This is a genomic window from Actinoallomurus sp. NBC_01490, assembly GCF_036227085.1.
Lineage (GTDB): Bacteria > Actinomycetota > Actinomycetes > Streptosporangiales > Streptosporangiaceae > Actinoallomurus > Actinoallomurus oryzae.
Window position 1 is genome coordinate 10,343,609 of sequence record NZ_CP109433.1, and the last position, 24,481, is coordinate 10,368,089.

Annotated in this window: 21 protein-coding genes; 12 read left to right on the forward strand and 9 right to left on the reverse strand. The window is 72.6% G+C overall.

Translation table 11 applies throughout. The features are described from left to right. Positions 1-69: 69 nt before the first annotated feature. Positions 70-1,518 carry an argininosuccinate synthase gene (gene argG, locus OG417_RS47535; RefSeq protein WP_329244300.1) on the forward strand — a complete coding sequence of 483 codons (1,449 nt, stop codon included), beginning with the start codon at positions 70-72 and terminating at the stop codon, positions 1,516-1,518. A gap of 65 nt (positions 1,519-1,583) precedes the next feature. Here argG and OG417_RS47540 read toward each other — a convergent pair whose 3' ends face one another. The 3 genes from OG417_RS47540 to OG417_RS47550 form a co-directional block, all read right to left on the reverse strand. Next, entirely contained in the window at positions 1,584-2,276 is a 693-nt protein-coding gene (locus OG417_RS47540) for a hypothetical protein (RefSeq protein WP_329244303.1), read from the reverse strand. Between the two features lie 71 nt (positions 2,277-2,347). Continuing rightward, entirely contained in the window at positions 2,348-2,857 is a 510-nt protein-coding gene (locus tag OG417_RS47545; RefSeq protein ID WP_329244306.1) for a SigE family RNA polymerase sigma factor, read from the reverse strand. A gap of 45 nt (positions 2,858-2,902) precedes the next feature. Then, positions 2,903-3,526: a TetR/AcrR family transcriptional regulator gene (locus OG417_RS47550; protein WP_329244309.1), complete on the reverse strand. Its 624-nt coding sequence runs from the start codon at positions 3,524-3,526 to the stop codon at positions 2,903-2,905. A gap of 122 nt (positions 3,527-3,648) precedes the next feature. Between OG417_RS47550 and OG417_RS47555 the strand changes: the two genes are divergently transcribed. The 5 genes from OG417_RS47555 to OG417_RS47575 all read left to right on the forward strand — a co-directional run bounded on the left by OG417_RS47555 (position 3,649) and on the right by OG417_RS47575 (position 9,153). Continuing rightward, positions 3,649-4,701: an aldo/keto reductase gene (locus OG417_RS47555; RefSeq protein WP_329244312.1), complete on the forward strand. Its 1,053-nt coding sequence runs from the start codon at positions 3,649-3,651 to the stop codon at positions 4,699-4,701. An 86-nt stretch (positions 4,702-4,787) separates the two neighbouring features. Then, complete coding sequence (locus OG417_RS47560) at positions 4,788-5,462, forward strand: hypothetical protein (RefSeq protein WP_329244315.1); 675 nt, start codon at positions 4,788-4,790, stop codon at positions 5,460-5,462. Positions 5,463-5,695: 233 nt separating this feature from the next. Then, positions 5,696-7,135, forward strand: coding sequence for a tetratricopeptide repeat protein (locus OG417_RS47565; RefSeq protein WP_329244318.1), 1,440 nt, complete (start codon positions 5,696-5,698; stop codon positions 7,133-7,135). A gap of 87 nt (positions 7,136-7,222) precedes the next feature. Further along, entirely contained in the window at positions 7,223-7,861 is a 639-nt protein-coding gene (locus OG417_RS47570; RefSeq protein ID WP_329244320.1) for a hypothetical protein, read from the forward strand. 137 nt (positions 7,862-7,998) lie between these two features. Further along, positions 7,999-9,153, forward strand: a complete 1,155-nt coding sequence (locus tag OG417_RS47575) for an FAD-dependent oxidoreductase (protein ID WP_329244323.1) — start codon at positions 7,999-8,001, stop codon at positions 9,151-9,153. 96 nt (positions 9,154-9,249) lie between these two features. Here the strand turns inward: OG417_RS47575 and OG417_RS47580 are convergent, their stop codons facing one another. After that, positions 9,250-9,642 carry a hypothetical protein gene (locus OG417_RS47580; protein WP_329244326.1) on the reverse strand — a complete coding sequence of 131 codons (393 nt, stop codon included), beginning with the start codon at positions 9,640-9,642 and terminating at the stop codon, positions 9,250-9,252. A gap of 198 nt (positions 9,643-9,840) precedes the next feature. On the opposite strand from OG417_RS47580, the gene OG417_RS47585 reads away from it, so the two are divergent. From OG417_RS47585 to OG417_RS47595, 3 genes are read left to right on the forward strand one after another with little or no spacing between them, the layout of a single operon-like run. Next, positions 9,841-11,790: a beta-ketoacyl synthase N-terminal-like domain-containing protein gene (locus OG417_RS47585; RefSeq protein ID WP_329244329.1), complete on the forward strand. Its 1,950-nt coding sequence runs from the start codon at positions 9,841-9,843 to the stop codon at positions 11,788-11,790. Further along, positions 11,787-13,280, forward strand: coding sequence for an amino acid adenylation domain-containing protein (locus OG417_RS47590; protein ID WP_329244332.1), 1,494 nt, complete (start codon positions 11,787-11,789; stop codon positions 13,278-13,280). Before OG417_RS47585 ends, OG417_RS47590 begins: the two co-directional genes overlap by 4 nt. A 35-nt stretch (positions 13,281-13,315) precedes the next feature. Next, positions 13,316-14,509: an NAD(P)/FAD-dependent oxidoreductase gene (locus OG417_RS47595; protein ID WP_329244335.1), complete on the forward strand. Its 1,194-nt coding sequence runs from the start codon at positions 13,316-13,318 to the stop codon at positions 14,507-14,509. A gap of 21 nt (positions 14,510-14,530) precedes the next feature. Here the strand turns inward: OG417_RS47595 and OG417_RS47600 are convergent, their stop codons facing one another. Together OG417_RS47600 and OG417_RS47605 are read right to left on the reverse strand one after the other, a co-directional pair. Then, entirely contained in the window at positions 14,531-15,424 is an 894-nt protein-coding gene (locus OG417_RS47600; protein WP_329244338.1) for a hypothetical protein, read from the reverse strand. Beyond that, on the reverse strand, positions 15,421-15,972 hold the full coding sequence (locus tag OG417_RS47605; RefSeq protein ID WP_329244340.1) for an RNA polymerase sigma factor: 552 nt from the start codon (positions 15,970-15,972) through the stop codon (positions 15,421-15,423). The genes OG417_RS47600 and OG417_RS47605 overlap by 4 nt, the downstream gene beginning before the upstream one ends. 147 nt (positions 15,973-16,119) lie before the next feature. On the opposite strand from OG417_RS47605, the gene OG417_RS47610 reads away from it, so the two are divergent. Continuing rightward, on the forward strand, positions 16,120-17,754 hold the full coding sequence (locus OG417_RS47610) for a hypothetical protein (RefSeq protein WP_329244343.1): 1,635 nt from the start codon (positions 16,120-16,122) through the stop codon (positions 17,752-17,754). A gap of 150 nt (positions 17,755-17,904) precedes the next feature. After that, positions 17,905-19,791 (forward strand): RNA polymerase sigma factor, encoded by a 1,887-nt coding sequence (locus OG417_RS47615; protein ID WP_329244346.1) that lies wholly within the window; start codon positions 17,905-17,907, stop codon positions 19,789-19,791. 58 nt (positions 19,792-19,849) lie between these two features. Here the strand turns inward: OG417_RS47615 and OG417_RS47620 are convergent, their stop codons facing one another. Both OG417_RS47620 and OG417_RS47625 read right to left on the reverse strand, forming a co-directional pair. Beyond that, positions 19,850-20,590, reverse strand: coding sequence for an HD domain-containing protein (locus tag OG417_RS47620; RefSeq protein ID WP_329244349.1), 741 nt, complete (start codon positions 20,588-20,590; stop codon positions 19,850-19,852). A gap of 162 nt (positions 20,591-20,752) precedes the next feature. After that, entirely contained in the window at positions 20,753-21,460 is a 708-nt protein-coding gene (locus OG417_RS47625; protein ID WP_329244352.1) for an SDR family oxidoreductase, read from the reverse strand. 74 nt (positions 21,461-21,534) lie between these two features. Between OG417_RS47625 and OG417_RS47630 the strand changes: the two genes are divergently transcribed. After that, a complete protein-coding gene (locus OG417_RS47630; protein ID WP_329244355.1) occupies positions 21,535-22,338 on the forward strand; it encodes a helix-turn-helix transcriptional regulator in 804 nt (267 codons plus the stop codon). A gap of 31 nt (positions 22,339-22,369) precedes the next feature. Here OG417_RS47630 and OG417_RS47635 read toward each other — a convergent pair whose 3' ends face one another. Continuing rightward, positions 22,370-24,463 carry an MMPL family transporter gene (locus OG417_RS47635; RefSeq protein WP_329244358.1) on the reverse strand — a complete coding sequence of 698 codons (2,094 nt, stop codon included), beginning with the start codon at positions 24,461-24,463 and terminating at the stop codon, positions 22,370-22,372. Positions 24,464-24,481 lie beyond the last annotated feature (18 nt).

Below are 24,481 nucleotides of genomic sequence, written 5' to 3' on the forward strand. Positions count from 1 at the left end.
CCTCCACATGGTGAGATCCTTGGCAGCCCGACATTGCATGATCATGCATTAGCGTGCATACTTCTACTCATGTCCAAGGTGCTGACCTCTCTGCCTGTCGGCGAACGTGTCGGGATCGCCTTCTCCGGCGGCCTCGACACATCGGTAGCGGTCGCGTGGATGCGCGAGAAGGGTGCCGTGCCGTGCACCTATACCGCCGACATCGGGCAGTACGACGAGCCCGACATCGCCTCGGTGCCCGGGCGCGCCACCGCGTACGGCGCGGAGGTCGGCCGGCTGGTCGACTGCCGGGAGGCTCTCGTGGAGGAGGGCCTCGCGGCCCTGGCCTGCGGGGCGTTCCACATCCGCTCCGGCGGCCGTGTCTACTTCAACACCACCCCGCTCGGCCGGGCCGTCACGGGCACGCTGCTGGTCCGCGCGATGCTCGAGGACGACGTGCAGATCTGGGGTGACGGCTCGACCTTCAAGGGCAACGACATCGAGCGGTTCTACCGCTACGGCCTGCTCGCCAACCCCTCGCTGCGGGTCTACAAGCCCTGGCTCGACGCCGACTTCGTCAGCGAGCTCGGCGGCCGTACGGAGATGTCGGAGTGGCTGCTCGCCCGCGGCCTGCCCTACCGCGACAGCACCGAGAAGGCCTACTCCACCGACGCGAACATCTGGGGCGCGACCCACGAGGCGAAGGCGCTCGAACACCTCGACGCGGGCATCGAGATCGTCGACCCGATCATGGGCGTACGGTTCTGGGACCCCGAGGTCGAGATCGTCACCGAGGACGTCACGATCGGCTTCGAGCAGGGACGGCCGGTCACGATCAACGGCAAGGAGTTCTCCTCCGCCGTCGACCTGGTGCTGGAGGCCAACGCGATCGGCGGCCGGCACGGCATGGGCATGTCCGACCAGATCGAGAACCGCGTCATCGAGGCCAAGAGCCGTGGCGTCTACGAGGCCCCGGGCATGGCGTTGCTGCACGCTGCGTACGAACGGCTGGTCAACGCGATCCACAATGAGGACACCCTCGCCAGCTACCACAACGAGGGCCGGCGGCTGGGCCGGCTGATGTACGAGGGCCGCTGGCTGGACCCGCAGGCGCTGATGCTGCGCGAGTCGCTGCAGCGCTGGGTCGGCACGGCGGTCACCGGCGAGGTGACCCTGCGGCTGCGGCGCGGCGAGGACTACTCCATCCTCGACACCTCCGGACCGGCGTTCAGCTACCATCCGGACAAGCTCTCCATGGAGCGCACCGAGGACTCCGCCTTCGGCCCGGTGGACCGCATCGGCCAGCTGACGATGCGCAACCTCGACATCGCCGACTCGCGTGCCAAGCTCGAGCAGTACGCCGGGCTCGGCATGGTCGGCAGCCAGCAGCCGATGCTGATCGGCGCCGCCCAGGCGGCCTCGACGGGCCTGATCGGCGCGATGCCCAAGGGCGGAGCCGAGGCGATCGCCTCCCGCGGAGAGGTCACGGGCGACGATGAGCTGCTCGACCACGCCGCCATGGAGGCCGGCAACGACTGATCCCACCGGCGGCCGCAGGGTTCCCGCGTCTCGGGGGCGCGGGAACCGATGCCGAGCCGTGCAGGTCAGCCGACGGCGCCGCGGGCGCCGTCGGCCACGGTGATGCCCGAGGCGAACTTCACCATGGTCGTGACGTTCCAGTTGAGCGAGTGCGGCAGCTGGACCATGACGTTCAGCGGAACCTCGGCGAGCCCGGGAGCGGGGCGGCCCCGCTGGTCGGTCCGGAAGATGAGGGTGACCGACTGGCCCGCGCTCTTGTGGGCGAAGAACCATCCCTTGTGCCCGTTGACCTCGACGGCCTGATCACCGGACTTGGGGAACGGGTTGAGGTCGCCCTCGACCACGATCTTGTCCTCGTACGAACCGCCCTTGGGCGTGCCGACCCGGTGCAGGACCAGGGCGATGCTGTCCGCGGAGGCGACCTCCCAACCCTGGGGAATCGACCGGAGCGTGTAGCCCTTCGGCTGCGCGCCCTCGTACGCGACCAGGGCGACGCCCGTCGTCGCCGGGCCGCCGGTCGAGGAACCGGGGCCCGCGGACGGACGGGAGTCCCCGGCGGGAGTGCCCGCCAGCAGGAGCACACCGGCGAGACCGGCGGCGACCACACCGGTTCCCGCGGTGAGGGCGGCACGGCGGCGGCGCCGCCGTGCCAGCAGGGCGCGGCCCCGGGCGATGTCGGGCTCGGCGTCCGGCCAGGGACCGGAGGTACGGATGTCCTCCGGGACGACCTCCGACAGCAGGGAACGCACGTCGTTCATCGAGAATCCTTTCGACCGACTCGGCCACCGCCGAGTCGAGAGTTGGCTGAGGAAGGGCCCACCGGGACGGATCAGGACGGGGCGGCGACCAGTGAGGCGCGCAGGCGGTCGAGGGCCTTGGCGTTCATGCTCTTGACCGTCCCCTTCGCGCAGCCCAGGGCGGAGGCGGTGTCCTCGATGCTCAGGTCGAGTTCGTGACGGAGCACGACCACGGCTCGCATCCGTGGCGGCAGGCCCGCGAGCGCCCGTCGTACCGCACCTCCGTCGAGTTGGCCGTCGACGTCGCCGAACGCGTCACCGGACGCGGCCGTGTCGGGCAGCTCGCCGGTCGTCTTCTCCCGCCGCCACCACGGCCGCCGCGTCTCGTCCAGGAAGGCCGAGACGACGGCTCTGCGGGCGTACGCCTCGGCGCTCTGCCGTATCCGCGGCCAGGCGACGTACACCCTCGCCAGCGCCGTCTGGACGACGTCCTCGGCGAGAAACCGGTCACCCGCCGTCAACATGCAGGCGGTGCGGAGCAGACTCACCCGGCTCGCACCGACGAAATCCGAGAACTCACGGTCCCGGGCCGTTCGGATCATGTGTACCTCCTCACGGCCTAGACGGAACACGACGGCGAAAAGGTTCTACGGCGGCGGCCCGGGCTCGTCGTCCCGGCCGGTGTGGCGCAGGCCGTCGAGCAGCAGGCGTACGACGGTGTGCGCCTCGGCCTCCCAGCCGGGCTGGTCGTGGGAGGCGCAGATGCCGCCCATGGCCAGGAAGAAGGTGCGCGGCGCGATGTCGGCGCGGATCGCGCCGGCCGTCGCCGCAGCGGTCATGAGCGTGGCGATCGCTTCGACCATGTCCGCTCTGGCCTGCGCGAAGACCGCCGACCGGCGGTCCATGAGCGTCTGGAGGGCGACCGCCATGCCCTGGCTTTCGGCCGCGTGGGCGATGAGCTGCTCCAGGAACGCGCGGAGCGCCTCGTACGGCGGGAGCGTGGCGAGCAGGTGCGGCGCCATGGCACACAGGTCGTCCACGCGTCCGCGGTACACGGCCTCGATGAGGGCCTCGCGGGTCTCGAAGTGGCGGTAGAGCGTGCCGACACCGACGCCCGCCCGACGGGCGATCTCCTCGATGCGCACGTTCACCTCGCCGGCGGTGAACGCCTCGCGCGCCGCGGCCAGGAGCGCGTTGCGGTTGCGCAGGGCGTGCGCGCGCAGCGGCTTGCCGGACGCCGCCGACCGCGGCGCCGAGTCCGAAGTGTCCATACCGGGCCTCCTCCGGTGCGCATCGGTTCGGCCTGCGACCCGAGCTTATCGGAATCAGATTCCGGTATGCTTGCCGGAATCTGATTCCGGTTTTGTCACTCCAGTGGAAGGAAGACCGGCTCATGCACTACGCGACCTTCGGCCGGCGCACCGGCCTGCGCGTCTCGGAGTACGCGCTCGGCACCGCCAACTTCGGCCCCGCGCCCGCCGGCGCCGGGCCGGAGGGCTCACGGAAGATCTTCGAGACGTTCGCCGAGGCGGGCGGCACGTTCATCGACAGCGCCGACCGTTATCAGGGCGGGCAGGCCGAGATCCTGCTGGGCGAGCTGCTCGGTCCCGACCGTGACCACTTCGTGCTCGCGACCAAGTACACGTGCGGCGCCGCCGGCCGGGGCCGGGTCGGCGAGACCGGCAACAGCCGCAAGACCATGGTCCGTTCGCTGGAGGCGAGCCTGAAACGGCTGCGCACCGACTACGTCGACCTCTACTGGGTCCACCTGCCCGACACCCTCACCCCGGTCGAGGAGATCGTCGCCGCCTTCGACGACCTGGTCCGCGCCGGAAAGATCCTCCACGGCGGCCTGTCCAACTTCCCCGCCTGGCGGGTCGCGGCCGCCGCGACCGGCGCCGAGCTACGCGACCGGGCACCGATCATCGGCATGCAGGCCGAGTACAGCCTCGCCGAGCGCACCGCCGACCGCGAGTTGCTGCCGATGGCCGAGGCGTTCGGCCTGGGCGCCGCCCTGTACTCCCCGCTGGCCGGCGGCCTGCTCACCGGCAAGTACCGGCACGGCGACGAGGGCCGCCTGACCACCCGGGGCGTCGGCGTACGCGTCGAGGACAACGAACAGAGAACCGCCGTACTCGACGCCGTCCTCGCCGTCGCCGAGGAGAGCGGCGCCACCGCCGCGCAGGTGTCGGTGGCGTGGCTGCGGGGCCGCGCCGCACGCGCCGCCACGACTCTCGTCCCGGTCATCGGCCCGCGAACGTTCGCCCAGCTCGAGGAGTACCTGAAGGCGCTCGACCTCGACTTGACGGACGAGCAGTACGACCGCCTCGACCGGGTCAGCGCCGTCGCGCTCGGCGTCCCGCACGAGTCGGCCACCGCGGCACTTCCCGCGACGCTCGGCGGCGACGCCGGCCGCGTCCGGCGCCACGCCGTCCCCGTGATCTGACCTCCGCATCCGTAAGCCGGACAACACCACGGCGGTGGACGGGAAGCGCCTTTGCGCACCGGCCGGCGGGAGCGACCATGGGCTCCATGACGGAACGCCGGAGCGGCACGGGCGGGCTCGGCCCGCTCACCCACGTTCGCTGGATCGCCGGCGGGACCGGGGCGGGCAAGAGCACGGTGGCCGCCGCCCTGGCGGAGCGGTACGGCGTCCGGGTCTACGACGGCGACCGTGCCGAACACCGCTGGCTGGCGCGATGCACACCCGACCGCCACCCGCACCTGCACGCCGCGCGGGACCGGCCGCCGGGCGCCCTGTGGGCGGAGCGCTCGCCGCGGGAGATCTTCGCGGGCATGGCGAGTCTGCACGGAGAGACCGTCGGATTCCTGGCCGAGGATCTCGCCGCCGCGCCGTCCGATCGCATCACCGTGGTCGACTACTTCGGCATCCTGCCCGGCCATCTCCTGCCGCTGTTGCACCGGCCCGACCACGCGGTCTTCCTGGTGCCCACGGCCGGGTTCCGGGCGAGGAAGCTCCGGGAGCGCTACGCCGATCCGGCCCGCGCCCGCGCCAACTGGGGCGACCAGGATCCCGAGGCCATGCTGGCCAAGCGCCTCGCCCGCGACGCCCTGTGGGACGACGAGGTCCGCCGTCAGGCGCGGGCCCACGGGCTGGACGTGATCACGGTCGACGGCCACACGCCCGCCGCCGACATCACCCGCCGGCTGGCAGGCCGGTTCGGCCTGGAACCCGCCCGTCGGTAACGCCGGCGCCCGGGAGGAGACGTCCTCTCGCGATTCTGCCGAGGGCGGCGCACCGACCCGGTGGCGGATCGGGGACATCGCGCTCGCGATCGCCACGGCGCCGGCCGCCTCTGAACCCTCACCCGGGTGGCCGGAGCCGGTCGGCGGTCGTCATCGGCTTCGGGACCCGTCCCGAGAATTTGGGCGGACAATCGGCATGGCTCGCGCCCGTACCGGGACAGGAAGTGACGACGATGGATTATCCGGTGTATGCCGCACCGCCCCCCGCACCGCCCCCAGCGCCGCCGCCCGCGCCGCGGGCGTGCGATCCGGCCGCGGCCGCCCTCGGCAACGCGTCCCTGCTCGGCATCGGTTACCTCATGCTGGGCCGGCGCAGGCTCGCCCTCGCCGCCGTGCTGGTCACCATCGTGCTCGTGTCCGTGCTGGTCTCGGTCGCCCGTACCTGGTTCGAGGTCCTTGTGCTGCTGTGGTGGGCGGCGGTCATCGCGCACGGATGGTTCCTGGCGCGCGGGCGAGGCGACGCCGGGAACGCGGTGCGCAGGCAGCGTCTGATCGCGCTCGGGGTCACGGTCGTGGTCCTGCTGGCCGTGGGGCTGCTGCGGTTCGACGCCTCCCGGATCCACCACAGTGTCACCGAGGCGCGGGAGAGCGGCGACTGCGCGCGGGTGCTGAGCGCCCACGGCGGAGTGTGGATCGGTGTCCGCATCGCCGACGCCCCGCTGACCGGGCGCAGCGACGAGGCCGCCCACGCGTGCCGCCGGCTGCGGGCGGCCAGGACCCAGCTGGCGACCGGGCTGACCGGCGACACCGGCGCGCTGAAGGCGGGATTCGCCACTCTCGGGTCGGTCCTCGACGAGCCCGGCAACGCCAAGACGGTCGAGACGGTCCTGAACGGGTTCCTCGGCGGCCTGCCGGCCAAGGATCCGTGCCATACCGCGGCGGTCACGGACTGGCTCCGCGACCGGCAGCCGACCCACGACGCGCTGGACCGGTCCGCCGGCATCGTCGGGCAGACCGCGCCCGCCGCGCTCGTCGGCTGCGGCGACAGCCTGATGGCGGCCAGAGCCTGGGCGAGCGCGCGGACGCGCTATCAGCAACTGCTCGACCGGTATCCCGGCGACCAGCTCACGAGCAGGGCCCGCGACGGAGTCAAGAAGGCCACGCAGACCATCGAGCTGGAGAACGTCCGCAGCCTGCTCGACGGCTCGACCGACGACCAGCCCGCGTACTGCTCCAAGCCGGCGAAGTACAGCGGTGCCGCGTCGTACGGGAAGGGCACCAATCGCGCGCTGTTCTACGGCAACGACACCTACCGCGACAAGCTCCCGGGCTCATGGCGGACCACCGACCCCGCCCACGCCGTGCTCGTGATCTGCGTGGGCGAGCGGCACTACGGGAGCACCGTCCAAAGGTGCCCGTACCGGAGCAAATTCGGGACCGGCGCCCTGACGTACGTGGCGTTCCGCAAGATCGCGATTCCGGTGAAGGTGTACGAATTGCGGACCGGAAAGCGTGTGGCCAAGCGCGATATACAGATCAGCGGTGCGAGCTGTCCCAGGGTCATTCACTACACCAATTACATCGGCGTCGACGTCGGCCCGCCTTCCAAGCAGTACGTCAAAGCGTCCGCGTCCGACGTGCGCGCCGGCTTCCGGTCGCTGATCAAGCGGTGAGCGGAAAGGGGAATCTCACCGCGAACCTTCGTCCCTTCATGGAGGTCTAACTGGACATGTAAGCAACCGTCCGGGGAGGTCTTACAAGTGAAGCTCAAGCGCCTGCACACCACCGCCGTCGCGGCCTGTGGCGGCGGGATGATCGCTCTCGCCCTCACCGGCTGCAACTCCAGCGGCGACACGTCGGCGTCATCCGGCTCGCCGCACCCCTCCGGCTCGGCGGCATCGGCGGGAGCGGTGTCGTCCAAGAGCGACGGTGCCCGCGGCAACGGCGGCCGGACGCCGCACGCCGGCCGGAGCGACACGCCAGGCTGCATGGCCGCCGAACTCCGCGCCGAGCTTCAGGTGCGGACGTCCAACTCCGAGGAGAAGGGCATCGGCACGCTGATCCTGAGGAACAGGTCGAACCACAGCTGCCTGCTTCCGGCCGGCTGGGCACCGATCGGCACCGGCGGGCCGTACGACTACACGCCGCTTCCCGCCACCCGGGTCGACTATCCCGGCCGCGGCACGAACATCACCCTGCACGCCGGCGGATCGGCGTTCGCCGGGATGAGATGGCACACCGGCTCCGGCTGCGGCACCACCTCCGGACTCGGCGTCGCCTGGCACAGCTCCTGGATTCCGCTGCGGTACCTCGGCCTGAACGGCAACAGGCCGCCGATCTGCGACTCACTCGTCCTGGGCACGCTTCAGCCCACCATGAACGGCGTCAACTTCACCTGACCGGTCCGGCCGACGCGCGTACGGCAGGACGCCCCCGGGAGCGGGAACCCCCGAGATCCCGCTCCCGGGAGGGCTTGCGGCGGCGCCGCTAATCCTCTACACAATGTAGTACTACACGTTGTCGTGGAGGTGGCTCGATGCGGGTGGTCATCGTCGGAGCGGGGATCGGCGGGCTCGCCGCCGCCCGTGGTCTGCTCGCCGCCGGGCACGAGGTTACGGTGCTCGAACGCGCGTCCGAGCTACGGACGGGCGGCGGCGCCATCACCCTGTGGGGCGGCGGACCCGCCGTCCTGGCCGACCTGAACGTCGACCTCCACGGCGCGGGCCGGCGGCTCACCGCCATCGAGGCCCGTACCGCGTCGGGACGCCTGGTCTCCGCGGTCGACATCGACCGGCTCCGGGCCGGGCTCGGCACTCCGGCGGTGGTCATCCCCCGCGGCTCCCTGCTGGCCCGGCTGGCCGAGGGCCTGCCCGAGGGCACGGTCCGGTTCGGAACGCGCTTCAGCCGCCTTCGAGAGTCCGGCCCGGAGGTACGGGTCTGGACCGAGGATGGCGCCGTGCGCACCGCGGACCTGCTCATCGGCGCGGACGGGGTGCGTTCCCGCGTGCGCGTCGCGCTCGGCGGCGACGCCGAGCCGCCGGTGACCGGGATGGCCAGCTGGCAGGGGCTGATCCCCGCGCCGGTCGATCTGGGATCACGCGGGCTCATGATGGTGGGCCGGGCGGGTGACGTCGGGCTCAGCCCGGCCGGCGACGGACTCGCGCAGTGGTTCTGCGACGTCCCCTGGCCGCCGGCCACGGCCTGCGACAAGCCGTTGGAGATGCTGAGGGAGCGGTACGGAGACTGGGCCTCGCCGGTCCCCGAGCTCCTGGAGGCGCTGTCCGGCGTGGAGCTGGAGGCGTTCCCCCATCACCGGCTCAGGGTACGGCGCTGGAGCCGGGGCCGGTGCGTGCTGCTGGGCGACGCGGCCCATGCGATGCCTCCCACGTTCGCACTGGGCGCGAACCAGGTGCTGGAGGACGTCTGGGTGCTCCTGCGCCGCCTGTCCGCCGACCCGGCGACGGCACCGCGAACCTACGAACGCGACCGCCGCAGGCGAGCCGCGCTGGCCTCGCTGATCGCCACCCGGAGCCTGGCCGTCGCCGGACCGATGACGGTGTTCCAGGGCGAACGACCGATGCGCATGGCCGGCGCCGTCCCCTCCCGGATGGCCACCCGCGGCGTCGCCGCCCTCCATCACAGGATCAGCAACCGGCTGCGATCCGAGAGCCCCGGCCACGATCACGGGTAACGGTCCCGTAGGGACTCGCGGGATCACGACGGAGGGAGCGCGGCCGCCACGCACACGCGCGGCCGGGCCATCCGTCATTCGCCGGGCGTCGGCCCGTCAGAGTCGGACGGCCGTGGCCTCCGCGGCCTTCCGCCGAGCCGGACGGCCTCCCGTGCGGCCTCGGTGTCCCCTCTTCTCGCGGCATGACGGAAAAGCGACAACGCTTCGTACGGCCGACCGGTCTCCTCCAGGCAGTGCCGCCTCGCGATCGCCGTCCTCGATGACGATCGCGAGGTTGATCATCGCGGCGATGTTCCCGCGTTCGGCCGCCACCCGGTACCACCGGATCGCCTGGTCCTTACGGCCCGCGGCGTCATGCAACCGCCCGAGGCGGCAGGCGGCCTCGACGTGGCCCGCTTCGGCGGCCTGGCGTAGAAACGACTCGGCCTTGTCCGGCAGACCCGCGAAATACGCGTCCTCTCCCCGCAGGTACAGGGCATCGAGATCCACGAACCCATGATGGCCGAACCGAGCTCACGGCGACTGTTCGGCGGCGGCGCCTCCCGTCGATCGACTTCGGATGACAGAGACCCCCTAGTACCTTGCAGCCGCCAGGCGAGCTTATTCTCTTGCGGCTTGTAGGTACGGATAGTACCTTAACTGCCATCCGCGGTACCTTGCTGCGGATGGCAGCGAAGGAGCGAGCCGATGGACGGATGTGCCGTGGACCCGCGGTCGGTGGCCGTGGTCGGGATGGCCTGCAGACTTCCCGGAGCGTCAGGGCCCGAGGAGTTGTGGGAGCTGCTCAGTGACGGCGCCGACGCGACCGGTACGACCCCACCCGAGCGGTACGACGTGGACGCCGTGTACTCCGCGCGGCGGGCGCCCGGAAAGCTGACCGCCCGGCGCGGCGGCTACGTGGAGGGCATGGCCGACTTCGACGCCGGGTTCTTCGGCATGTCCGCCGCCGAGGCGGTCGAGCTGGACCCGCAGCAGCGACTGCTGCTGATGGTGGCCTGGGAGGCGTTGGAGGACGCGGGCCAGCGTGCGGACCTGCTGGCCGGCAGCCGGACCGGGGTCTTCGTCGGTAACTCGCGCTCGGATCATCTGGAGAACGTCTTCCGGCAGGGCCTGGAGGCGGCGACGGCCTCGCAGTTCAACAACGTCCGTTCGCTGCTCCCGGCGCGTCTGTCCTATTTCTTCGACCTGCGGGGGCCCAGCGTCCTGGTGGACACGGCCTGTTCGTCGTCGCTGGTGGCCGTGCACGAGGCGGTGCTGAGCCTGCGCGCCGGTGAGAGTCCCCTCGCGCTCGCCGCGGGCGTGAACATCCCGCTCAGGCCGGACGAGAGCGTCATGATGGCGCAGGCCGGCACGTTGGCCGGCGACGGCCGCAGCAAGTTCGGGGACGCGCGTGCGGATGGGCACGCGCCGAGCGACGCCGTGGTCGTCATCGTGCTCAAGCCGCTGGCCGCCGCTCTCGCCGACGGCGACCGGATCCGCGCCGTCATCGTCGGCAGCGCGATCGGCAACGACGGCCGTACGAGCGACTCCGTGCTGAACCCGTCGCTGGCGGGCCAGGTGGAGGTGCTGCGCTGGGCGTACGAGGACGCCGGGGTGGCGCCCGCCGAGGTCGACTACGTGGAGGCGCACGGGGCCGGGTCGCCGCTCCTGGATCCGCTGGAGCTGAACGCCCTGGGGCTGGTCCTGGGGGAAGGGCGGCCGTCGGACCGGCCGCTGCTGGTCGGCTCGGTCAAGTCGAACATCGGCCACGCGGAGGCCGCCGGGGGTCTGGCCGGCCTGATGAAGGCGGTGTTGTGCCTGGAGCACGGCAGGGTCCCGGCCAGCCTCCACGCCGAGACTCCGCGTCCCGGCGTGGCGTGGGAGGACCTGCCGGTGGCCATACCGTCGGCGCTCACGGACCTCCCCGACCTCGGCCGGCCGGCCGTCGCGGGTGTGTCCGGGCAGGGCTCCTCGGCCCTCAACGCCCACGTGGTCCTCCGGCAGGCGGACCCCGTCGCGCCCTCGGCCGATGACGACGGGAGCGGCGCGGCCTACCTCCTGCCCCTGTCGGCCCGCACCCGCGAGGCCCTCCGCGCTCTGGCGCGCACCTACGCCGCCTACCTTTCCCCCGGCGGTCCCGGTGCGGTGTACGCCGTGCGGGACATCTGCCGCAGCGCCGCCCTGCGCCGCCAGCACCTGGAACACCGCCTGGCCGTCGCCGGCACCTGCCACGAAGAGCTGGTGGCCGCGCTCGACGGGACGGGCGAGCGCCCCGGGGACCCGGCCCTCGCCGAGGTCGCCGACCGTTACCGCGCCGGCGGGACGGTCGACTGGGCGGCGATGTTCGGCCCGGACGGCCGGTACGTGCCGCTGCCCACCTACCCGTGGCAGACCAGGCGCTACCGGCCTGGCGAAGAAAGCGCGGAGGAGGACGGCGGTGACCTCGCGGCCTGGATCCTGCGTCAGCACGCGCGCACCCACTTCCACGCCGAGTCCACCCTCGCCGACATCGGCATCGACTCGCTGGCGAAGCTGCAGCTGATGATCGAGCTGCGGAAGAGGACCGGTCGCGACCTGGACCCCGAGGTCATCGGGGGCCTGCGCACCGTGGCAGAGCTCCGCCGGTGGACGCGGGAGCTGGAGGCGGTGGCCCGATGAGCGATCCCCAGAACGCCTACGGCTGGTTCGCCCGCTCGGCCGACGCGCTCGGCCACGACCACGCCGCCCTGGAGGTCGGCGGGGAGCGGTTCACGTACGCGGAGCTGCGCGATCGGGCGGAGCGGCTCGCCGCCCGGCTGAGCGGGGCGGGCGGCGCACCGCCACGGCGGGTCGGGCTGCTGGCGAGCCGCTCGGCGACCGCGTACGCCGGTTATCTCGCCGTGTTGCGCGCCGGTGCGACGGTCGTACCGCTGAATCCGGAGCACCCGGTCTCCCGTACGCGCGGCATCGTCGAAGCCGCCGGGATCGACCTGGTGCTGACCGACGCCGCCAACGCGGGCGCCGGGCTCGGCGCACCCGAACTCGTGGCGGACGCGGAGGAGGCCGGCGACGGCCCGGCGGCGCCGGAGTTCCGCGACGCCGGCCCGGACGACATCGCGTACATCATCTTCACGTCCGGGTCGACCGGTGTCCCCAAGGCGGTGCCGATCACGCACCGCAACCTCGGCTCGTACCTGGGCCAGGTGGCGTCCCGGTACGAGATCGGCCCGGGCAGCCGGGTCTCGGGGAACTTCGATCTCACCTTCGACGGCTCGGTGCACGACCTGTTCGTCACCTGGGCGCGGGGCGGAACGCTGGTGGTGCCGCAGCGCGGCCGGCTCCTCTCTCCGGTGCAGGCGGTCAACGCCCTGCGGCTCACCCACTGGTTCTCGGTGCCGTCGCTGGTCTCCTTCGCCGCGCGCCTCGGCACGCTGAGGCCGGGCAGCATGCCGACGCTGAAGTGGAGCCTGTTCGGCGGCGAGGCGGTCACCCTCGAGGCCGCGCGCCAGTGGCAGGTCGCCGCGCCGGACAGCAGGCTGGAGGTCCTCTACGGGCCGACCGAACTCACCATCGCCTGCACCGCCTACCGCCTGCCGCCCGACCCCGCCGACTGGCCGCGCACGCCGAACGGCACGGTCCCGATCGGCACCTGCCACCCGACGCTGGAAGGCCTGGTGCTCGACGAGAACGGCACCCCGGCCGACACCGGCGAACTGTGCGTACGCGGCCCGCAGCGCTTCGCCGGCTATCTCGATCCGGTGCACGACGCGGGGCATTTCCTGCCCCCGGGGACGCCCCAGGAGGCCTGGTACCGGACCGGCGACCGGGTGACCTGGCAGGACGGCGTCATGGTCCACCTCGGACGGATCGACCACCAGGTCAAGATCCGCGGCCACCGGATCGAGCTGGGCGAGATCGAGACGGCGCTGCGGCGGCTGCCCGGCGTCCGCGACGCGACCGTCCTCACCGTGCCGACCGCCGGCGGCGAGCCCGAGCTGGCCGCCGCCGTCACCGGCGGCGGATGTGTCCCCGAGCGGCTGTACGCCGCGCTCTGCGACCGGCTGCCGCCGTACATGCTGCCGCGCCGGATCAGCGTGCTGGGCGAGCTGCCGCTCAACGCCAACGGCAAGCTCGACCGGCGGTCCCTGCTCATGGAACTCGGGCGCTGACCCGGCATCACCCCTACGTCTGTTGCGAGGCACCCATGTTCGACGCCATCGTGGTCGGGGCCCGTTGCGCGGGCTCCCCCACGGCGATGCTGCTCGCCCGCGCGGGACACCGGGTCCTGCTGATCGACCGGGCCGCGTTCCCGTCCGACACTCTGTCCACCCACCTGATCCATCAGCCGGGAGTCGCGGCGCTCGCCCGCTGGGGCCTGCTGGAGACCCTGCGTGCCTCCGGCTGCCCGCCGCTGAACCGCGCGGTGTACGAGGTCGCCGACGTCCGCCTCGAAGGCTGCGCCCGTGGGGTGGACGGGCAGCGTGCCGGATACTCTCCGCGCCGTCACGTCCTGGACACCATCCTGGTGAAGGCCGCGACCGCGGCGGGCGCCGAACTCCGGGAGAACTGCCGCGTCACCCGCCTGCTGTACGACGACACCGGACGCGTCATCGGGGTGGAGGGCCACCACGGTGGCCGGCATTTCTCCGAACGGGCCCATCTGGTGATCGGCGCCGACGGCATGCGATCCACCGTCGCGCGGCTCGCGCGGGCCCCGTACACGGTCCGGGACCCGAAGCTGACCTGCGCCTACTACTCGTACTGGGCGGGCGTTCCGGCGGCCCTGGAGCTGTACGAGTCGACCGGGAGCTGGGTGGCCGCCGTCCCCACGCACGACGACGCCACGCTGGTCCTGACCTACTTCCCGCAGTCGCGCTTCGAGGAGGTCCGCGTCGACGCGGACCGCGCCCACCGCGACCGGATACGGGCCACCGCGCCCGCCCTCGCCGAACGGCTGCGCGGGAAGGAACAGGTCGAGCGGCTGCGCGGCACCGGCGACCAGCAGAACTTCTTCCGGCAGGCGGCCGGCCCCGGCTGGGCCCTGGTCGGCGACGCCGGGCACCACAAGGACTCCATCACCGCCCGCGGTATCAGCGACGCGTTCTTCCAGGCCGAGGCGCTGGCAGGGCGGGTCGGTGAACGGCTCGGCGGCGACCCCGCCCTGCTGGACCAGGCACTGCGGCGGTACGCGGAGGACCGCGACGCCACGCTGATGCCGGGGTATGAGTCCACGCTGGCGGTGGCCCGCCTTGCCCCACCGCACGACCGGCGCCTCGCCCTGCTGCGGGCCGTTCAGACGGTGCCGGAACTCACCTCGATCTACTTCGACATGGTCGCCGGCATCGTCACCACGAGCGCCCTCTACACCACGGAGCTCCTGGAACGCCTGGCCGGCTGACGCTCAGGACGCTCGTGCCGTTCAGCGAGGGCAGCCCGACATCAGGCGCCGGTAGTAGGCGGCGGCGTCGCCGTGCGATTCCGGCCGCGTCCGCTGCACCCAGAGCATGACCTGGCCGGGCGCCCACGGGTCGGCGGTCGTCACGTACCAGGTGCCGGGGATCTTGTCGCGGCCCACGTTGTGGGCCTGGCCGCCATTGCCTCCTTCTTCGTAGTGGAAGATCGGCGCCGTCACCTTGTGCCGCCGGAGCGTCGCGAGCGCGTCATCGACGGTGCGGCCCCGGATGTCGACGCAGTGCAGTGCCTCTCCGGGCGCGAACGCGCTGTTGGTGCTGGTGTACTGCTCGCCCGGTCGCGCGGCACGGCCGAAGGTGATGCTCGCGCTGCCGTGGAAACCGATCGGGATCCTCACGCCGACCGGGCAGGAGCCGCCCCCGGAGAAGCACTTGCCCTTTCCGCTGATCATCTGGATCCCGTCGCCGCCGTCCGCCTCGACCACGGTGCCGGCCACCGACGGCGAGGCGGGGACCAGGGTGAGCCGGATGTTCATCCCGTGAGCCGCGAACTCCCTCCTGTACCGCGCGGGGTCGGCGAGCGGGTCCTTGACCTTGACGACCAGGTACTTGCCCTGGGTCGAGAAGGTCAGCACGGCCGGCTCCGCCCTCAGCGGAGGGCGTCCCGGGGAGGCGGGAGGCCCGGTCGTCGCGGCGACGACCACGGCCGCCGTGCCGACGGCGGCCACGGCCAGCGGCACACCGATGACGAGGCCCCGCCGGCGCCGCCGTGCCGGGGCCGGTTCGACGGGGGTGCTCATGATGTGCTCGGCCAGCTCGCTCCTGGTCCGCGTGCTCACCATGCCGGCGACCTCGTCGTCAGTGGTGGTCGCGAGGCTCGAGATCAGGTCGTCGTGGTTCATGCGTGTTCTCCTTTCGCGACACGCGCCCGGACGGTCGGTCCTCCCACCGCCCGCGCCTCCAGCTCACGGGCGAAGCGCCTGCGCGCGCGGTGCAGCCGTATGCGTACGGCGTTGCGTGAGCAGCCGAGCGCGGTCGCGATCTGCCCCGGGTCCAGGGACTCCCAGCCGACCAGCGAGAGCAGTTCCCGGTCGTCTTCGGACAGCGCGCGGAAGGCGGCCGCGACCGCGGTCAGGTCGTCGTCGTGTTCGACGGGCCGGTATGAGGCGGCGAGCTCGGCGCGCAGGCGCTCGGTGAGCACCAGCCGCCGGCGTACGCCGCGGTAGTGGTTGGCCAGGACGCGCCGCGCGATCCCGTACAGCCAGGGCCGTGCCGCGTCGCCACGCGGCATGTCCTCCAGCCGCCGCCAGGCGGTCAGGAACGTCTCGGCCAGGATGTCCGCGGCGTCGTGAGCGTTGTCGGCGCGCCGCAGAACGTACCCGAGGACGGGGTCGTGGCAGGCCTCGTAGACCTGTTCGAAGGTTCGGCGTCTCTCATCGGGGGGTCGCAAGCCCTCTCCTCTCGCTGGACGCGTGGTGCGTCGTACCCCCTACGTGTCCGCACCCGCCGGGGCATTTCGCGCGAAATTTCCGCCTCGGTGCGGACACCTACGGCGTGGGCCCGCCATCCGGGCGCGACCCCGATGAGAGGAGATGCCATGGTAGGCAGACGAGCCGCCGTCGTCCTCGGAGCCCTGGCCGTGCTGGCCGCCGGCACCGCCCAGCCGGTCCACGCCGCACCCGCGCCACCCGCACCCCGGCGGACCGGCCTTCCGTACGGTCTCGCCAGGTCGCGCATCGTCGGCACGCCCATGCGCCAGGCGAGACCGCTCAGTACGCGATCGTTCTCCGCCACGGCCCCCGAGGTGACCATCGACGTCCTCGACCGAAGCGGGAGGCCGCCGACCACCGACGAGACCGATTCGGTGCTGTTCATACCGCTCGACGGCGGTGACTGGCTGAGCGCGGAGGTACGGGACGGCCACGCCGAGGCCGCGGTGCCCGCCGGCGCGTACGCGGTGTCGGCGTACGTGATGTCCACCGGTGCGAACGGCGAGACGTCCACCACTCTCATCTACCGGTCGAAGGTCTCCGTCACCGGGGACACCGCGCTGACGCTCGACGCCCGCACGGCACGGCCGATCCGGGCGGCGGTCGACCGGGCGGCCGCCCGGACCGTCGGCATCGCCGCCGTCCTCACCCAGAGGCTCGGCTCCAGGGTGGAGACCGTCGCCTTGCTGGACGGCCCGGACAACTTCGTCACGCCGACCGGCGACGACTCCGAGCTCACCTTCCGGCTCCAGGCGCAGCTCACCAAGGACGGCGCGGCCACCAGCCCGTACCTCTACGCCATCGGCGCCGCACGCGACGGCATCCCGGCGGATCCCGGCCTCAGGGTCCGCACCCGGGACCTCGCCGCGGTACGGACGGGGTACGCCGGCGAGGGCGGCCCGGCCTGCGTCGGGACGTCGGCGGGCGTGGACTGGGGCACCGGGCTGAGCGTCGAGGGATGGACCGGCCAGGGACCGCTGCCGGCCACCCGCACCGAATACCTCTCCCCCGGGCTGAACTGGCTGCGCTCGGAGTACGTCACCGGCACCGACTGCGGGTTCGCCTTCGACGACACCGACGTACGGAGCCGCACCGAGCGGTACCCGGGCGCCGGATCGTACGCACGGCGGTGGAGCGCGGCGCCCGCCGGTCCCGCGGCCGGCTCGCTGCACTGGCAGACCGGTCAGGAGCCGGCCCTGGTCGTACGGATGCTGTCCTCCCAGGACGCCCAGAGCTCGATCGCGCCGTACGCGCACATGACCGGCACCTCGACCCTGCGCGACGCGACCGGCCAGGTCGTCGCCACGAGCGACCAGCCGGGCAGCGCGAACGACTGGACGCACCCTGCGCCCGGGAAGTACACGCTCACCGTGGACGCGAACCGCGACGCGCCCTGGTCCGACCTCGCCACGCGACAGCACGTCGTCTGGAACCTCACCGTGGACGACGCCGCGCGGGTGGCGCTGCCCGTGCTGCGATACGCCACCGCGCTCGACGCCGACGGCCGCGCCCGCGCGGGCCGGAACCAGACCATCACCGTCACACCCGACGGGACGGGCGGAACCCCGGCGCTGCAGGTCTCCTACGACGACGGCGAGAGCTGGACCAGCACGCCCCTCCACAGGAGCGGGAACGGCTGGACCGCGCAGGTCCGCAACCCGGCGTCCGGCTACGTGTCGCTCCGCGGGACCGTCGCCGGCGTCGTGGACCAGACGGTCATCAGGGCGTACGGCGTCGGCTGACGCATCGCGGATCGGCCTCTGCGGCCTCTGCCGGACGACGTCTTGCCTGCTCAGGCCTATTGCTTGAGTAGCTTGCCCGGTAGTATCCGGTTCCTGCCGTTATGCGTGCGGTGTCCGGATAGAGGCGATCTAGTTGGGACGGAGGTGCCGATGGCCCTGACCGAGGCACTACGGGCGGGTGCTCCCCAGGCGTTCGGCGCGCTCTATGACGAGCACGCCGCAGCGGTCTACGCCTACTGCTATGTCATGGTCGGCGATGAGGCGGGCGACGCGCTGCGCGACGCCTTCGTCACGGTCGCACGCCGCCCGGACTCCGTCCCCGGCGACGACGCGGAGCTGGCGGTGTGGCTGCACTCACTCGCAAGGGCCGGGTGCGTGCGGCGCGGCGCCTTCCGGCGCGGCGTCGTGGCGACGACGTCGACCGACCCGCTGCGACGCGCGCTGGCCCTCCTGAGCCCCGAGTACCGCGAGGTCCTGGCGCTGTCGAACGCTCTCAGCCCGGCGGAGACCGCCCAGGTCCTCGGCGTGGCGCCGGACACCGCCGAGCCCCTCGTACGGGAGGCGCGGTGGCGCCTGCAGCAGGCCGCCGCATCGGTGGGCGGCCGGGAGACGCGGGACTCGGCGCCTCTCACCGCGCTGAGCGGGGAGGCCCTGCACCGGCTGGTGACGCTGGGGTACGAGCCGCCGGCGGGACAACGGGAGCAGGTGCTGTCCTCGTGCGCGGCGGCCGTACGCGCGCGCGGCGGGGCGGCGGTGTTCGGCGCCGACGGGACACCGCTCGCGCCGGACGCGTTCTCCGCGCAGGCCGATGACGCCACCCACCAGTTCTCCAAGATCTCCCCGGACGAGCCCACCACGCCGCCGCACCCGATCGACGCGACCTCCGCGGACACGCGGCCGGATCAGTCCACACCCGACGGCTCCCCGCCCGCCGAGCCCCCGTATTCCGGGTTCCCTGAGGACGGGTTCGTCGAGGCGACGCTGGTCGGCCTGGAGTCCGTGGGCTCGGGGCCGGACGAGTACGCGAGCGCGGACGAACAGCCGCCGCCCGCCCGCGGCACGCACGCGAAGCGGAGAAAGCCGGTCGCCGGCCGCCGGGCCCTCGCGGCCGTGGGCCTGGTGGCCTGCGTCGCCGCGGCGACCGGCGTGGCGCTCGCCTGGCCCGGCTCGAACGACGCGAACCGAACCAGCGCGATCGTCCATCAGAGCCCCGGCTCCGGCCGCCCGGTCCAGCCGGCGCCGTCGAGCGATTCGACGCCCCCGCCACCGCGGGAGGCCGGCTCGGACCCGGACACGACGCCGACCGGCGGCGCCGCCGCACCCAAGGCCACGAAGTCCGCCGGCAGCAGCGCCTCCGCGGACGACTCGGCCTCCGCGTCCCCGAGCAGCAGCCCCTCCACCAGCGACTCGGCCTCGGCGTCCCCGACCTGTAGCCCCTCCCCCGACGACTCCGGCTCGGCCACTCCCAGCAACAGCCCCTCCCCCGACGACTCCGGCTCGGCCACTCCCAGCAACAGCCCCTCCCCCGACGACTCCGGCTCGGCCACTCCCAGCAACAGCCCCTCCCCCGACGACTCCGGCTCGGCCACTCCCAGCAGCAGCCCCTCCCCCGACGACTCCGGCTCGGCCACTCCCAGCAGCAGGCCCTCCTCCGACGACTCGGCCTCGGACTCGGCGAGCCCCACTCCGACGGCCCGGCGGACCCCCAAGCCCAGGCGGACGCCGAAGCCGAGGCGGACCCCGTCGCCCCACCGGACCCCGTCGTCCGAGCCGGCCTCACCCGCCGAACCGACCCGCTCGGCCAGGGCGACCGCACGCCCCGACCGGCCGACGACCAGGCCGAGGCCGCGTCATACCTCCGCGCCGTACGGCATGCCCGGCGACGGCCGCGGAACCGCAGGTCGCCGAGACCCCGATCGCGCGTGCGGCGGACAGTGCGCTCGGCCGCGCCCCTGGAATCCCGGCGGCGGCGACGGCGGTGGCCGACCGGCCGGCCCCATGGCTCCGGGCGACGGGCGGCGCGGCCCTCAGCGGTGACACTCCGGTGACGCGCGCGGGCGCCGTCCGCCACGATGGGCGAGCGGCGCCCGGATCGCTATCCGGCCTCGGCCGGACCGCCGCCGGGGAGGACGCCGAGACGGAGGATCGCGGTGAACCGCTGGTCGGCGCGGTCGAGCTGGTCCGTGATGCGGTGCTTGATCCGATCCGGCAGCGGAGTGTCGCGGCGGTTGATCAGCTCCTTGAGCCCCGGCACGAGCGGGCGGTACTTCATGGCCAGCTTGCGGACCTTCGGCCCGGTGGTGTGGATGAGCCCGACGCCGTTGTCGGTGAAGTCGGACACCTTGATGATCCGGGCCGTCGGATGACGGTCCAGGCTAGCGATGACGTGGGCGCGGTACTGGGCGTGGACGTCGCGGGTGCGGTCGTACACCGGGTTCGTCACGGCGCGGACGAGTCCGGCGACGCGCGGACCGAACTCCCCGGACAGCGTGGACAGGGCCGCCTCCGCCGGGTCGTCGTGATCGTCGCCCGCCAGCTCGACGGGATGGTCCTCGACGGAGTCGTGCAGGAGGGCCGCGACGAGGACGTCGACGTCGTCGACCTCGTAGTGACACATCACGCGCAGCGTCACCCGGAGCAGATGGTTGACGACGGGTTCCCGGGCCCTGCGGTCCTGGCGGTGCAGGTCGCTCGCCAGGGCCAGCGCCTTGTTGAGCCGGCGCCAGTCGCGCTCTTCGAATCGTTCGACCTCACGGGAGAACCGGTCGCGCAGGCCGGCCTCGCCGTAGACCTCGGTGATCGTGTGCAGTGGCAGCGTCTGTAGGTAGCTGGGCACCGTGTTCCTCTCCCACGGCGGCGCGCTCCCCGCCTGAGAGCGGTCACCCCTCCCGTGTGGACATAGGACGCCCCCGAAGATCACCGGGTTCCGGCCGGGGCGCGGTCCCGGCGCCCGCCCGCGCCGGCGCCGGGTCCTCCCTCGTTGCGGTGACCAGGTCTCCTACCACGGAACAGACGTACCGTCCCAGGAGAAGAACTCTCCCGAGGGGCCGTCCTCCGGCAGCAGCGCCAGCCGTACGGCGCCCGCCGCGGCCTCCGCCGGGTCGCCGTCGCTGGCGGCGGCGGTGGCGTTGAGATCGGTGCGGCGGAGGCCGGGCGCGAGCGCGTTGACCTTGATTCCGTCATCGGCCAGGGCGTGGGCGTAGAACACGGTCAGCGCGTTCAGCGCCGCTTTGGACGACCGGTAGGCGGCATACGTGCCCTGGTGCGGGAACTCCGGTCCGGTCGACCAGGTCAGCGATCCGGTGCCGCTGGAGATGTTCACGATCCGGGGGTGCTCCGACCTCCGCAGCGAGGGCAGGAACGCGTTGGTCGTCGTGACGACCCCGAAGACGTTCGTCTCGTAGATACGGCGGAAGGCGTCGGTGTCCTCGCGCTCCGGCGTTCTGTTCTCGCCGGAGATGCCGGCGTTGTTGACGAGGATGTCCAGCGCGGCGACCTGTCGTACGGCCTCGGCGACGCTCGCAGCGTCGGTCACGTCGAGGACGAGCGGCCTCGCGTCGCCGCCGATCTCCTCGGCGGCGCGTTCTCCGCGCGCGGCGTCGCGCGAGCCGACGTAGACGGTGTGTCCCGCGTCGGCGAGCCGGCGCGCGATCTCCTTGCCGATGCCCTTGTTGGCACCGGTGACCAGTGCGATCGAGTTGTCCATGCCATCGAGGGTGCGTGCCGGCGAGGCCGCCGATCCAGGCACAATCGATACCAGGGAGAAGGAGGACGAACCCGATGGCACGAGCCGAGCTGGCCCACTTCCTGCGCGACCGGCGGGAGGGGCTGCGCCCCGAAGACGTCGGCCTGCACGCGGGACCCCGGCGCCGTACGCCCGGCTTGCGCCGCGAGGAGGTCGCCGACCTGGCCCGCATGTCGGTCGACTACTACGTCCGGCTGGAGCAGGCACGAGGCCCTCGCCCGTCCCCGCGGATCTTGAGCTCCATGGCGGACGCGCTCCGGCTCTCGCCGCCCGAGCGGACGCATCTGTTCCGGCTGGCCGGTGTGCCCCCGGAGCCACCGGCCGGACCGCCACGGCACGTCCGCCCGTACGTCGCGGGCCTGCTGCACCGGATGCCGGAGACCGCGGTCGTCGTCACCGCGGCCACCTACGACGTCATCGCCTGGAATCCGCTGGCCGAGGCGCTGCTCGGTGATCTTCGAGGGCAGCCCAACCTGGCCCGCCGGCGCTTCCTGCTCCGCGACGAGGTGATGACCTCGGGCCACGAGGAGTTCGGCGACTACGCGGTCGCACGGCTGCGGGCGGCCGCCGACCGGTATCCGCACGACCCGGGCCTGGCGGCCCTGCTGGCCGAGCTCAGGGCGGGAAGCGCGGAGTTCAACCAGATCTGGGCCACCAACCCGGTACGCGCCCCGGGTCACCGGACGAAGACGATGGCCCATCCGGATTTCGGCCGGCTGCACATCGACTGCGACGTCCTCGCCGTCCCCGAGGACGACCAGCAGGTCGTCTTCATGACCGCCGAGCCGGACACGCCGACCGCCCGAGCCCTGCACCACCTGGCCGCCCGGCTCTCCTGACCGGTCTGCGCGTGCCCGCGGGTGTCCCCGCTCACACCCGGGCGCCGGCACGTGGGCCGGCGGCGGGCACCTGCTCGGCCTCTTCCCGGACGCCGAAGCGTGCGTGCAGCCGGCGCATCGGGGCCGGCGCCCACCAGGCGCGGGACCCGAGCAGGGCCATTGTGGCGGGGACCAGGAGCATCCGGACGACGGTGGCGTCGATCACGACGGCCAGGGTGAGTCCCAGTCCCACCTGGAGCACCGGCGCGAAGCCGCCGGTCATGAAGCAGGCGAAGACGATGACCAGGAGCAGCGCCGCGCAGGTCACGACCCTCCCGGTCCGGCTGAGGCCGTCCACGACCGCCCGGCGAGCGTCGCCGGTGGACAGCCAGATCTCGCGCATCCGGCCCAGGATGAAGATCTCATAGTCCATGGCGAGGCCGAAGGCGATGGCGACGATCACCGGCGGCATCGGGGCGTTCAGCGCCCCGACGCCCTGGGTTCCGAACAGGCCGGCCAGATGACCGTCCTGGAAGATCCAGACGACGATGCCCAGGGCCGCGCTCAGGCTGAGCAGTGTGGTGGCGATCGTCTTGATCGGGATCAGCACCGAGCCGGTGAAGGCGAACAGCAGCAGGAGCATCGCCGCGAGTACGGCCGCCAGCGCCCACGGGAGCCGGTCGGCGAGCATGGCCCGGTAGTCGGTCATGTGCGAGGCGTCCCCGGCCACGAGCACGGGCTGCGCGCCTCGCATCGCGCGGATCCGCCGGACGAGCCGGTTCGCCACCGGCCCGTCCGACGGCCCGGAGGGGGTCAGGGCGAGGACCGAGGTGCCGTCGGCGTACGTACTGCTCTTCGCGCCGACGATGCCCGGCAGCGCCCGCATCCGCCCGGCCAGCGCCGGATCGGCGCCGGGGCGCAGGATGACGGTGACCGGGCTGCTGGAGGACGCGGCGGGAAAGTGCCTGGTGAGCGCGTCGTACATCTGCCGCGACTCGGAGCCGTGCGGCAGCGAGCGGGCGTCGGCGTCCGCCAGCCTCATCCCGGTGACCGGCAGGGCGAGCACCGCCAGGCCCGCGCCGACGATGAGCAGCCCGGCGATGGGACGGCGCGTGCAGCCTCTGGCGATCCGGGCGAAGAAGCCGCCGTCCGCGGCGACGACCCTCGGCGGGATCGTGCCGCCGAAGCGGGTGAGCAGTGCCGGCAGCAACGTCACCGCGGCCAGCATGTCCACGACGATGACGGCCGCCGCGGCCATGCCGATGCTGCGCAGCGCCGGAGCGGGGAAGACGAGCAGCCCGGCCAGGCACGCGGCGACCGTGAGACCGGAGAAGAGCACGGTACGGCCCGCGGTGGTCACCGTGCGGCGCACCGCCTCGGTCACCTCGGCGCCCTCGCCGCGTTCCTCCCGGAACCTGGTGAGGATCAAAAGCGCGTAGTCGACCGCCAGCCCGAGGCCGAGCATGGTGGTGACCTGCATCGCGGCGGCCGAGACCTCGGTGAGGCGGCTGAAGCCGTACAGGATCAGGAGGGCTCCGGCGATACCGCCGATCGTCATCGCGAGCGGCAGCAGCGCGGCGCGGAAACCGCGGAAGACCAGCACCATCAGGATGAGAACGATGGGCAGCGACAACAGCTCGGCGGTACCCACGTCGTTCTTGGCCCGCTGGTTCAGTTCGTGGTTGAGCAGCGAGCCACCGCTGACCCGTACGGACGGCGCCTTGATGCCGTGCAGCAGGTCGTACGCACGGTCGTAGTTGTGGTCATGCGCGTCCGGGCCGAAGGTGACCTCGATCAGTACGGCCTGTCCGTCCGGCGCGACCAGGCCGGGTGTCGTGTACGGATCGGTGACGTCGGTCACCTCCGGCACGTGCCGGACGGCGTTCGTCACCTGGGTGATCTGGTGTTTCAGCCCCGCGACCGGGGTTCCGGACACGACGGCGGTGATGGTGTCGGACGACGGCTGGAGCCGGTCGAGCAGGTCCGAGGCGCGCTGCGATTCGCTGCCCGGGACGGAGGTGGCGTGGCCCTGCATGTTCGCGAGCACGCCGGAACCGACGCCGAAGCCGATGACGATGAGGACGAGCCAGGCGAGGCAGACGGTGAGTGGTCGGCGGGTCGCCAGGCGCGCGAACGCCTTGAGCACGGTCTCTCCTTGGAGTGC